Origin of the sequence: Nostoc sp. DedQUE05, from assembly GCF_034530955.1 — a bacterium.
GTDB lineage: Bacteria > Cyanobacteriota > Cyanobacteriia > Cyanobacteriales > Nostocaceae > Nostoc.
Genome location: NZ_JAVRCB010000032.1, coordinates 85,342 through 97,682 on the forward strand (window position 1 = coordinate 85,342; position 12,341 = coordinate 97,682).

General features: G+C 43.2%; 10 protein-coding genes and 1 pseudogene. 2 read left to right on the forward strand and 9 right to left on the reverse strand.

Annotated elements, in window-relative coordinates; translation table 11 throughout:
• Positions 1-214: 214 nt before the first annotated feature.
• From RMZ42_RS22755 to RMZ42_RS22790, 9 genes and pseudogenes are all read right to left on the reverse strand, one after another.
• Entirely contained in the window at positions 215-1,849 is a 1,635-nt protein-coding gene (locus tag RMZ42_RS22755) for a mucoidy inhibitor MuiA family protein (RefSeq protein WP_322673545.1), read from the reverse strand.
• 109 nt (positions 1,850-1,958) lie between these two features.
• Positions 1,959-2,906, reverse strand: a complete 948-nt coding sequence (locus RMZ42_RS22760) for a LysR family transcriptional regulator (RefSeq protein WP_322673546.1) — start codon at positions 2,904-2,906, stop codon at positions 1,959-1,961.
• A 245-nt stretch (positions 2,907-3,151) separates the two neighbouring features.
• Positions 3,152-3,940: a BMC domain-containing protein gene (locus RMZ42_RS22765; RefSeq protein ID WP_322673547.1), complete on the reverse strand. Its 789-nt coding sequence runs from the start codon at positions 3,938-3,940 to the stop codon at positions 3,152-3,154.
• Between the two features lie 57 nt (positions 3,941-3,997).
• Positions 3,998-4,768: a transferase gene (locus RMZ42_RS22770; protein WP_322673548.1), complete on the reverse strand. Its 771-nt coding sequence runs from the start codon at positions 4,766-4,768 to the stop codon at positions 3,998-4,000.
• A 186-nt stretch (positions 4,769-4,954) separates the two neighbouring features.
• Entirely contained in the window at positions 4,955-5,212 is a 258-nt protein-coding gene (locus RMZ42_RS34795; RefSeq protein ID WP_409882125.1) for a ribulose bisphosphate carboxylase small subunit, read from the reverse strand.
• Between the two features lie 90 nt (positions 5,213-5,302).
• Positions 5,303-6,976 (reverse strand): annotated as a pseudogene (locus RMZ42_RS22775) (ribulose bisphosphate carboxylase small subunit); the annotation flags it as partial.
• A 94-nt stretch (positions 6,977-7,070) separates the two neighbouring features.
• The gene (locus RMZ42_RS22780; protein WP_322673550.1) at positions 7,071-7,370 is read right to left on the reverse strand and encodes a EutN/CcmL family microcompartment protein; all 300 of its coding nucleotides are present in this window, start codon (positions 7,368-7,370) and stop codon (positions 7,071-7,073) included.
• Between the two features lie 6 nt (positions 7,371-7,376).
• Positions 7,377-7,721 carry a carbon dioxide-concentrating mechanism protein CcmK gene (locus tag RMZ42_RS22785; RefSeq protein ID WP_010995041.1) on the reverse strand — a complete coding sequence of 115 codons (345 nt, stop codon included), beginning with the start codon at positions 7,719-7,721 and terminating at the stop codon, positions 7,377-7,379.
• 92 nt (positions 7,722-7,813) lie between these two features.
• The gene (locus tag RMZ42_RS22790) at positions 7,814-8,122 is read right to left on the reverse strand and encodes a carbon dioxide-concentrating mechanism protein CcmK (protein WP_012410633.1); all 309 of its coding nucleotides are present in this window, start codon (positions 8,120-8,122) and stop codon (positions 7,814-7,816) included.
• Between the two features lie 659 nt (positions 8,123-8,781).
• Between RMZ42_RS22790 and RMZ42_RS22795 the strand changes: the two genes are divergently transcribed.
• Both RMZ42_RS22795 and RMZ42_RS22800 read left to right on the forward strand, forming a co-directional pair.
• Positions 8,782-10,638, forward strand: coding sequence for an NAD(P)H-quinone oxidoreductase subunit F (locus tag RMZ42_RS22795; protein ID WP_322673551.1), 1,857 nt, complete (start codon positions 8,782-8,784; stop codon positions 10,636-10,638).
• Positions 10,639-10,727: 89 nt separating this feature from the next.
• Entirely contained in the window at positions 10,728-12,230 is a 1,503-nt protein-coding gene (locus RMZ42_RS22800) for an NADH-quinone oxidoreductase subunit M (RefSeq protein ID WP_322673552.1), read from the forward strand.
• Positions 12,231-12,341: the final 111 nt, after the last annotated feature.

Consider the following 12,341-nt stretch of genomic DNA (forward strand, 5'->3'; position numbering starts at 1 on the left):
AAAATTAAATTACTCAATTCCTGCATCCAATACGACCATCAAAGTTCTTCTTTCCCTGCTCCCTCTGCTCACCAAAGTAATTGATTATTTTTTTATTTGGAATTCCTTTAACGTATTTATAGCGATTCCCTGTTAAGTGAGGTACAGATAATATTTTGAAACGCAGAGGTACACAGAGATTTGTACCTTAACAGACTAGGAAATGCTATATAATCTAAATATCTAACCCAACTACCATTAAGTCGGGCGGATGTTCAACATTAAACTGGTAATATATCTCTCGTCGCTCTTGGGCTGTAAGAGTTAACAGCCATTCTAAAATCCCCATTTCACCAAGTTGAATTTGTGGATTGCTGCGACTGAGGCGTACTTTAATTTGCTCGTTGCGGCTAACTGGCAATTGTTCAGTTAATTTTAGATTTACTTCTTTCTCTAGTAAGTTAGTAACAATCAACCGATAACTATAAGTAATCCGGCGCTGGTTGCTAATTAATCTTTTATCTACCAGGCGCTCAACTAAATCGCGCTCAATTTTTAAACCTTCGTCAATTCCTAAGTTCAGTTTGAATTCTTGCCCTGGTGCAATATTCCCTAATCCAGTAGTACCGACAAAAACGTTGTTGCGGAAAATATTCGCTTTGCCTGGTAACAAAGTCGCACCATTGGGACTATTTTTCACATTCGCTTGTAGATAAGCAAAACTTACCAAGCGCGGCATTGCTACATAATCGAAGCTACAAGGATAATCATCGTTGAAAATCGTAGTTTTATGGGGTGCGCCATCGCTGGGAATATTACCACCGCCATTCAATTTAAAGGTAACTACACTCCCTTCTTTGGATACTTCTGCTGTAATGGTTTCTGCTGGAATCAGACTATCCTCTGCAACTTCGTCTTGTTCTTGCCAATCCACCCTGGCAGCAGCAGGTGGCTCTGGTATGCTAGGCAGTAGTGGTGGCTGGGCAGCAAATCGAGCTTGTCGTTGTCGCGCTATTCGTGGAAGTGGCGCATCAATATACCAGGGTTCAAGTTTGGGTGGAAGCGTACCTAATCCTGGTTTAGCGGTAGAAAGAGTGAGATTTGCACCAATCCAATCTTCGCCAGTGCTTTGAGTGATTTCTGCAAGGTAACTCAAATGTACAATCTCGCTGGTAGTGCTAAAGCGTAAGTCATAAAGCGGATTCCAACTAGCGCGATTTACTATGTAAGACACCTCTAATTCAAATTCGCCTTCACCCGCGACTTCAACGGCTACAACTAAGCTAAAACTCTCTTTAGGATGGGGTGTTTGGATTATTTGCAATGAGGTGTGGAGTGCTTGCAGTTGTTTGTCTAATTCCTGCTGTTGAGTTTTGCACTCTCCAGATGCGATCGCATATTCACTATACTGGCTGCCAAGAAAGTTGAGGAAATCCAAAGTTTCGCTGAGGCTGAGATTTTTCCGAGACAAACTTTGTGCAAAGGGTTCTTCTGTTTTTTCACGTAAGCCAGCGATAAAACTAGATTGCAATGCCAAAGCGTCTACTTGGGCTTGCAGGTGGCGTTTTTCTGCTTCTAATTGCTGGATTTGCCTTGTCAAATGTGCTACTCGTTCTGCTACAGGTTCAGTAGTGTAGATGCGATCGCTACTAACTCCCATCAAGCGCACCCCTACCATACCTGTACCGCTAACCCGAACGGACTCACTTTCTAGAGTCATTGGCACTGGGGTAATTACTAATTCCTGTTCAATTCCTGTTAAATCAACTACACCTCGCCGTGTAACCAATGCTCTGTCAGAATACACGGTAACAGCTACAATCTCGCTTTGTACTGTTTTGCGCCAAGATGGTATTTCCGGGTTAACCACTGCCAGTTTTCCCCCATTTTTAATGATTCTGCTGGTTAATTGTCAATGTTTACCGATCTAACAGTCAACCCCTTTGGGGAATTCGTAATTACGAATTACGAATTACGAATTACGAATTCCCGTGAATTGGTTCAAACGTGCTATGAGCGGTATCAGCTTTTTGCTCAACAAAATTCTTTGCCGCCGCTAGGAGATACTCATAATAGGCACGAGCGACGATAGATAGCTGCTTGCCAGATGGATAAACCATGTACCAATGCCGCTGAATGGGGAAGTGTTGCACATCTAAAATGCTGAACTCTGAAGCGTCTGATAGTAAGGTATGACGGGATAAAACAGAAATTCCTAAACCACCTGCGATCGCTTGTTTAATAGCTTCGTTACTTCCCAATTCTAGCTTGACTTTTACTACTATCCCTTGTTCTTCAAAGAGCTTTTGAACGGCGCGACGAGTTCCTGAACCTGGTTCCCGCATAATAAAAGGTTCGTTAGACAGGCGTTGTATAGGAATATTTTTTTCTTTAGATAAAGGATGATTAGTCGGTGCAAAGACTATCAAAGGATTTTCCAGAAATGGTTCACAAGTCACATCTATATTGTCTGGAATTTGACTCATAATATATAAGTCATCCAAATTTTGACTCATCCGTTCTAAAATTTGTTCGTGATTTGTTACTTGCAGCGAGATATCAATCCCTGGATAAAGTTCGCAAAATGGCCCTAACAAACGTGGGATAAAATATTTTGCTGTTGTAATCACTGCCAAACGTAATTGTCCCTGTTTTAGCCCTTTTAAATCTGCCACCTTCATTTCATACTGGGCTATATTGTGAAAAATCTGCCGACAAGTAGCAAACAATTCCCGTCCTGCCTCTGTCAGATACAATCGCTTCCCCACTTGCTCAAATAATGGCAAACCTACTGATTTTGTGAGTTGCTTGATCTGCATAGAAACGGTAGGTTGGGTGAGAAACAATTCCTCAGCAGCACGAGTAAAGCTACTGTGCCGTGCCGCCGCCTCGAACACCTTTAACTGGTGCAGCGTCGCTTGGTTCAAGAGTGATTCTCCTATATATAGCGATTAATAGATATAAAACTAGTATTGCTGAACACTGGCAAATGATATAGTGATGCTCACAGAAAGTTACGAGTTTTATCATAGACAAAACTCTATTACTTATATTAAAACAAAAGTATTTATTTATGGATTGAAAAAGCTATTATTCAGAATAGCTAAAGCGTAAGATGCCTTCTATCTAAACGATGAATGCTGAATGATGATTTGACAAAATTCATCTATCATCATTCATCATTCCATAATTCTTCTTGAACTTTTGTCGGTAGCTTGGTTAAGTCTGGTAATCTTAGTACCTCGATTTCTGCAACTTGTTCTTTAATATTCACTGGTAAGTTTAACGGTTCGCGTTCTTCTATCCAGCAGCTTGCCAATGGCAAGGTTAACTCCATTTCGTCCAGCGGTCGGGGAATTACCATCACTGCATTCAATTCTCCAATGCGTTCTGCTTCAAACATTCCTGCTTCCACTGCTACCGCCACATTTGCTACAGAACCACGAATAATTGCCGTACACAAACCCCCACCAATTTTTTCATAAGCTGCTAAATGAACATCAGCAGCTTTGAGCATCGCATCACACGCTCCTACCATCGCGGGAAATCCTCGCGTTTCTACCAAACCAATTGCTTGGTTACTCAGACGGCTGGAATTGCCCTCTTCCATCAATTTAGTGAAACGGGTTGTGATGGGAAGTACTATATCTAGGTTGGGATAAGGTCGGGGAATCACCAAACTAGAAACTAACTGACCAAACTGTTCAGCCGTTTGCACGCCAGATTCTACCGCCAGACGCACGTCAGCAATTCCACCCCGAACGATCGCAGTACAATAACCGCCACCAATTTTTTCATACCCAACCAGGTGAACTCCCGCTGATTTCAGCATCATATCGGCCGTCCCAACGATTGCCGGAAAGCTACGGCAAGAAACTAAACCCAAAGCAGTATCCTGAAAGGTTTCTTGACTACTCGCTCCCTGGATAGTACGAATCGACCGTTGATTATATGTTTCCATGATGAATTCTCCAAAATACGGAAAAAGCCGACAACTTACAATTAACACTTACTCTGACTAATCGTCAGGGTTTGGGTCGTTCAAGGATTGTCTGTGAGGAAACAATGTAGTCAACAGTCTGCTTATGCTCCCTTGTCCATAAATTTGAGTCCCAAAACCATTAGGGGATTCTAAGGCAGACTGACTGGGATCTGAATGATGTTCTGTTGACTCTTGGGATTCCCCCAAGGTGGAGTCAGTATCATTGGTCGGTTCCTCCACAGGAGGAGACTGACTTTCGGGAGTGGCGGGAGATTTAAAATAAGAAATTGACTTGTTTTGTTTGAAATCTACAAAAGCCGAAGCTGAGAAGTTAGTTGAGGAAATTACCTTTTCCTGACCTCCACCTGAGCTATTTTCTTCTTCTTTCGGTGGTGTATTTGTAGTAGAAGTTGGGTTATTTGTAGATGCTTCTAGCTGTTTTGTTGGCTCAATCTGCCGACTGGTGTCTCCTAAAATTGAACCAGGCGGTACTACTTGTTCGGGTTCAACCGAATAGTTAAAAACTGTAGTCGCTGAACCAATACAAGCATTTGCGCCAATTTTGCCTTTGCCAATCATCAAAAAGCCGGCTCCCAGGTTTGCACCTGCTTCTACTTCTAGAGTGCCTTCATGGACTTGGAGAATTGCTCCCATGCCAATACAGACCCCTGGCCCAATGACGATCTTGCTGTTTACAGCCGCTTGGAGGATCACCCCAGGTGCAAGTACCGCGCTTGGATGAATAGTCACCTCACCACTAATGTAAGTATCAAAGTTATTGCTGAGGCGCAGTAGCGGCACAGACATGGAAATTTTAACCTCGGAAGCCCTAAGAAGATAGGAGTTAAAAGTGAGGAGTTAGGAGTTAGTTAAAAGTGGGGGAGTTATAAATTTTAAGTTTAGAGTTATCAATTAACAATCTTTTTTAACTCCTAACTTCTAACTCCCAACTCTTGTACAGACGCGATTAATCGCGTCTGTACTCCTAACTCCTTAAGGTCGTTGAATAATCGTTTCTAATACGCGACGCTTGGCTTTGGGGTCAACACCAATTAAGCGTACATATTCCCCTTGGTATTCGCCGAGTTGTCTTTCTACGGCGGCGATCGCTTCTCTTTCTGAGGAGGCTTGAATTTGACCAGTACTAGTCCAGGAACCTGTACGGAACCGTCGTTGATCTACGTGTTCAATGCTAATTTTTGAGCCGCTAGCCAATAATTGCCGGAGTTGGTCTACTACTTCACTACTCAAGCGGGTAGCTGTTGCTGTTGCTGTTGCTGTTGCAGAGGGCGCACTGCTAGTAAATGATTTCTGACCGTCAGAGGAGGCTACTTGACCATTTGGACGTTGGATAATGGTTTCTAATACCCGCCGTTTGGCTTTGGGGTCAACACCAATTAAGCGTACATATTCCCCTTCGTATTCGCCGAGTTGTCCTTCTATGGCGGCGATCGCTTCTCTTTCTGAGGAGGCTTGAATTTGACCGGTACTAGTCCAGGAACCTGTACGGAATCGCCGTTGATCTACGTGTTCAAGGCTAATTTTTGAGCCGCTAGCCAATAAATGCCGGAGTTGGTCTACTACTTCAGAACTTAAACGGTTACTACTAGCTGTTCCCCTATCATAGGATGCTGCACTACTGCTAGTACTAGTAAATGATTTGTGACTACCAGAGGAAACTGCTTGACCATTTGGACGTTGGATAATGGCTTCTAGTACCCGCCGTTTCGCTTTGGTGTCAATGCCGATTAAACGTACATACTCGCCTTGATGACTTGCGATACATTCTTCCAAAGCGGAGATGACTTGATTTGTGGAAGTTGCATCAATTGGCGTGCAACTAGTCCAGGAACCAGTACGGAAACGACGCTCATCTACGTGTTCCATACCAATTTTGTAACCACCTGCCAAGAGTTGGCGGATTTGCTCTAGAGTTTCGCTACTGACTTTGCCACTGCTAGAACCGTTACTATTACCATTATCATAGCTGTTGCTGTAGCTTCTGTAACTGCTATTACCATGACTAGCTGGAGCTTTAAAGCTGCTAGCTGGTTTTGCATCATCATCAGGACGTTGGATGATGGCTTCTAGCACGCGTCGTCTATCTTTGTCAATGCCAAACAGTCGGACATACTCGCCGCTATGCTCTTGTAGACAGCCTTCTAATGCTGCGATCGCTTCACCGAGGGATCTCGGTTCGATTGGTTGGCAACTAGTCCAAGAACCCGTGCGGAAACGTCTTTGGTCTACATGTTCCGTACCAATTTTATACCCTTGCCCCAATAGATACCGCAACTGATCTATTGTTTCTCCACCCAAGCTATTGCTCGACACTTCACTACTCCTTTCCAACTCTAAAACAGTAATACCATTACCTGTATAAGATTTAGCGTTCTCATCCCGAATGGGTGCTATACATTTAGTATCCGCAGCACAGAGATAACCAGCTCGTAATGCCTGATTAATTCCAACCACATGATGAGCAAATTCTTTATCTTGATCTTGCACATCTGGCAAGCGATCGGCTTGCTGCTGGCTGGTAATTATCGCTCCCGAAGGTACATACTTCCCAGAGGGAATCTCTACGTCTTGAATCAAAGCGTGCATCATTACGATGCAACCTGCACCCACCCTGGCATTAAATATCGTAGAGCGAAAGCCAATGAAGGAATTATCACCTACATAAGCTGGCCCGTGAATTAGAGCCATGTGGGTAATGCAAGCGTTTTTACCAATCCATACTGAGTATTTATTTTGGTCATCGCCAATTACTCGGCCTTGCTCCAACCCATGAATGACAACACCATCTTGAATATTGGTGTTTTCACCCAGATAAAAAGGTGTGCCTTCATCCGCTCTAATCGTAGTCCCCGGAGCAACGATTACATTTGCACCTATTCGTACATCCCCAATCAGATTGGAGAATGAATGTACAAAAGCAGTTTCATGGATTTTGGGTTCAGCTAAATTCCTTGACCACGGGGTTGGGGGTGCCGCCGTGCTGCGGACTGCCATCGCGAGATTCCTCCTCTATTATCATTTGTCAGTTGTCATTTGTCAGTTGTCATTTGTCGACAGCTAATGACTAATGACTAATGACCAATGACTATCAATATTGATCTTTTTTGCTGTAAATGAGGCGATCTTCAACGTAAATAGTATCTATGATCGCCACCACTGCTGCATCCAATGGACGCTGTTCATTGCCAACAACTTGACGAGCGGCACTACCACGAGTGATGAGTACCCACTCATCTACTCCTGCTCCCACAATATCTGCTGCTACTTCATACTCTGGTAAGATATTGCCGTTTTCATCTACTAATTGTAACAACAGTAGTTTCACACCTCTAAGAGTTGGCTCTTTTTGGGTGCTAACTACTGTGCCGCGAACTTTGGCAATTTGCATTACAAATTACGGTCTTCTACCGAAAGGACGAATTGCATTCACATTTTCCCGGAACTGCTCTACATCTTCGGTATAACGAATTGGGAGGACGTATTCCAAGTTTTCGTGAGGACGAGCAATGATATGAGTAGACAACACTTGTCCGCCGTTGACCCGCTTTACAGATTCAACCCCAGCAGCTACGGAAGCTTGCACTTCCGAAACGTCACCCCGAACAATTACCGTCACCCGACCACTACCGATTTTTTCATAACCTACTAAAGTGACGCGGGCAGCTTTCACCATTGCATCAGCAGCTTCCACTACTGCTGGAAAGCCCAGCGTTTCAACCATTCCCACTGCAATTGACATTAGTTTTAATCCCTATTTCAAAGTTTTTAGTCTTGGACAAAAGTGATGCTCTTTTCAGGCAAAAAGCGTTAATTACTTTGTTTAAACAGCTTTTAAGTACGGAATTGTTCCACCGCTTCTGTGTAACGTATCGGCAAGACGTATTCCAGGTTTTCGTGAGGACGAGCAATGATGTGAGTGGATAACACTTCACCACCAAAGACTCTTTTTGCCGCTTCAACCCCAGCAGCTACAGAAGCTTGCACTTCCGATACATCTCCCCGAACTATCACGGTGACGCGAGCGCTACCAATTTTTTCATACCCTACTAAGGTGACACGGGCGGCTTTCACCATCGCATCAGCAGCTTCCACCACTGCTGGAAAGCCCTTCGTTTCAATCATTCCAACTGCAATTGGCATCGCAGAACTCCTACAAAATTAATGCAATCTGTACTGTCGTTTGAATTTTTTGACGGGGAGAGCCTGATCTTATAGCTAAGAAAACACTTCCAAATTAAGCATAGGAAAGCTTGGCGTTCCTGGCAATATAAATTACTATAATAGTTTATGATAAGAAAGTTTTAAAAAACTTAACAAAAAGTTATCTAGGCTTCTGAGCAATTAAAGTTTACAGATTCCTTGAGCAGGCACTTATGCTTTATAATTTCTTTATCACATTTACAAAACGACATTCATAACCAGGGCTAATCCTATCTGACAAAAGGTAAGCAGCGGCTGTATGTTTTGCTGTATCTATCTTTTATCAAATATTTCTAAGTGCACAAGGACTAAGTGAAATATATATAAGTTTTTTAAATATATTGTATAAATTACTTTGGTTAAAGTAGAAATACAAATGTAAAAAGGTCAGCGATCTTAAGGCAAGTAAATGCTTTTGCTTATGTAAAGTTATATTTTACTTATATTTAATAGGGTAGCGTTAAGTAAAAGTACTTCTGGAAGTTCAGTTAAAATAATAGTAAAAAAACATTGGTAATTTTGGTAAATTAATTTTATTAAATAACATAATTGGTTGAAATTTTTTTAAAATCAAGGCTGAGTCATCAAGGGAAATTTAAATGGAGCAATTTCTATTTTCAATAAGTTGGTTTGTGCCTTTGTATAGCTTATCGGGCGCAATTTTGACATTGCCGTGGGGAATAGGAATAATTCGGCGAACAGGGCCCAGACCTGCGGCATACTTCAACTTGTTGACGACCGTTTTAGCTTTTGTTCATAGCCTGTTTGTATTTAAAAATGTCTGGGATAGAGAGCCAGAAACCTTACTAATCAATTGGTTCAAAGCAGCAGATTTAGACTTATCTTTTTCCTTGGAACTATCCCCAGTCAGTATTGGGGCAACAGTTTTAATTACAGGGTTAAGCTTACTGGCACAAGTTTACGCTCTGGGTTATATGGAAAAGGACTGGTCGTTGGCGCGTTTTTTTGGGCTACTGGGATTTTTTGAAGCAGCGCTATGTGGTCTAGCAATTAGTGATTCTTTGTTTCTCAGCTATGCGCTTTTGGAAGTTTTGACGCTTTCAACTTACTTGCTGGTGGGGTTCTGGTATGCTCAACCACTAGTAGTGACGGCGGCGCGGGATGCATTTTGGACTAAACGGGTAGGAGACTTGTTGTTGCTGATGGCTGTAGTGACACTTTCTACCTTAGCTGGGAGTTTGAACATTTCGGATTTATATGAGTGGGCGCAAACAGCTAATTTAAGTCCAATGACATCGACGTTGCTAGGGTTGGCGTTAATTGCTGGGCCTGCTGGTAAATGTGCCCAATTTCCACTGCATCTGTGGTTAGATGAGGCAATGGAAGGGCCCAATCCTGCCTCGGTAATGCGGAACTCTCTAGTCGTAGCTGGTGGTGCTTATTTACTGTATAAACTTCAACCATTATTAGCCCTGTCGCCAGTTGCCTTGAATGCCTTGGTAATCATGGGTACAGTAACGGCGATTGGAGCGACATTAGTATCCATAGCTCAAATTGACATTAAGCGATCACTGTCTCATTCCACCAGTGCATACATGGGGTTAGTGTTTTTAGCAGTGGGGTTGCAGCAAGGAGGTGTAGCCCTGATGTTGCTGTTAGCTCATGCGATCGCCAAAGCATTATTATTTATGAGTTCTGGTTCAGTCATCTTAACTACCCAAAGCCAAGACTTAACAGAAATGGGCGGTTTGTGGTCGCGGATGCCAGCCACCACCACAGCCTTTGTAGTTGGTTCAGCCGGGATGGTGACACTGCTACCCTTAGGAAGCTTCTGGGCAATGCTATCATGGGCTGACGGTTTCGTGAATATTAGCCCTTGGGTAATTGGGGTTTTAATATTAGTCAATGGTTTGACAGCATTGAATTTGACAAGAGTATTTAGATTAGTCTTTTGGGGTAAACCGCAACAAAAAACCCGTCGCACCCCAGAAGTTGGTTGGCAGATGGCCTTCCCAATGGTGTTTCTAACAGTGCTGACTCTGCTTCTACCTCTAATGTTACAGCAATGGTACTTACTACCAGATTGGGAAAGTATTAATTGGTATGTGGTGTTAGCCTTGTTTAGTTCTACCGTAGTGGGGGTAGGTGTAGGGTGTACAGTTTACCTGCACAAAGCTTGGTCAAGATCCAGAATCCTGGCGTGGAGATTTCTGCAAGACCTGTTAGGTTATGATTTTTATATTGACCGAGTTTATTATGTCACCGTGGTAAGTATAGTAGGACTGCTATCTAAAATTTCTGCTTGGAGCGATCGCTACTTGGTTGACGGTTTAGTAAACTTGGTTGGGTTTGCGACCATTTTCGGCGGACAAACCTTAAAGTACAGCATTTCTGGGCAATCTCAGGGCTATATGTTGACCATCCTAGCAGTTGTCAGCGTCTTGGGGTTTTTCATCAGTTGGTCATTGGGTTTACTAGATAAATTGCCTTTTTAGAGAGACGCGATAAATCGCGTCTGTACAAAACGTAGAGACGCGATTTATGGCGTCTGTTATTCTCTCTCATCCCCCCTTACCCGAAGTCTATGCTTAGTGTTTTAATTCTAGTACCGTTAATCGGTGCAGCTTTAATTGGTTTCTCCCCCTCAAGCATCAGTGGGAAATTGGCCCGTGGGGTGGCTTTAGTCTTTGCCATTATCGCTTTCTTGTGGACAATCGTATTAGTAAGTCAGTTCCATCCAGGAGAAATTACTCAACAGTTTGCTGAGTCTCTCCCTTGGGTAGATGCTATAGGGCTGAACTATAACCTTGGAATAGATGGTTTATCTTTGCCGTTGCTGGTTTTAAATGGATTGTTAACTGCCATTGCCATCTACAGCAGCGATGAATCGCTACAGCGCCCTAAATTTTATTACTCTTTGGTACTATTATTAAGCGCTGGGGTGACAGGAGCCTTTCTAGCACAGGATTTACTATTATTTTTCCTGTTTTACGAATTGGAACTAATTCCGCTGTATTTGTTGATCGCCATTTGGGGTGGCGCCAAACGGGGTTATGCTGCGACTAAATTTCTTATTTATACAGCCGTTTCGGGAATCCTGCTTTTAGCAAGTTTCCTCGGTATGGTTTGGCTGAGTGGTTCCTCTAATTTTGCACTAGCAACCTTGAACGCGACAACTCTACCTCTAGGAACACAGCTTTTATTGCTAGCGGGAATTTTGATCGGTTTTGGAATAAAAATTCCCTTGGTTCCCTTCCATACTTGGTTGCCAGATGCTCACGTTGAAGCTTCGACACCGATTTCCGTGCTATTGGCTGGGGTGCTTTTGAAGTTGGGAACTTACGGTTTACTGCGATTTGGGATGAACTTGTTACCAGAAGCTTGGGCTTATGTAGCTCCTTGGTTGGCGACTTGGGCAGTAGTGAGTGTACTCTATGGTTCATCCTGTGCGATCGCCCAAAGCGATATGAAAAAAATGGTAGCATACAGCTCCATTGGACACATGGGTTACGTGCTTTTAGCAGCGGCGGCGGGCACACCTTTAAGTGTATTGGGTGCTGTGATGCAAATGATTAGCCACGGCTTGATTTCCGCCATGCTGTTTTTGCTGGTAGGGGTTGTGTATAAAAAAGCTGGAAGCCGTGATTTAGCAATCATTCAAGGATTACTGAACCCAGAACGGGGTATGCCAGTAATTGGTAGTTTGATGATTGTCGGAGTCATGGCCAGCGCTGGTATACCGGGAATGCTAGGGTTTATTTCCGAATTCGTAGTTTATCGGGGAAGTTTTGCAGTTTTTCCAGTGCAAACTTTGTTATGTATGCTTGGTACTGGTTTAACAGCAGTTTACTTCCTATTACTTGTTAACCGCGCCTTTTTTGGACGTTTATCTTCACCTGTTGTTAATTTACCACGTGTGTATTGGAGCGATCGCATCCCAGCTGCAATTTTAGCTGTGCTGATTGTGATTTTTGGCATTCAACCTAGTTGGTTAGTGCGTTGGACTGAACCAACAATTACAGCAATGATAAATACCCAAAACGTAGTAGCAGTGTCTTTGGATAAAGCAATGGGGAATGGGGACTAGGGACTGGGGACTGGGGACTGGGGACTGGGGACTGGGGAATGGGGAAAAGTTTTCCTAATGCCCAATGCCCAATGCCCAATGCCCAATGCCCAATGCCCAATGCCCAATGCC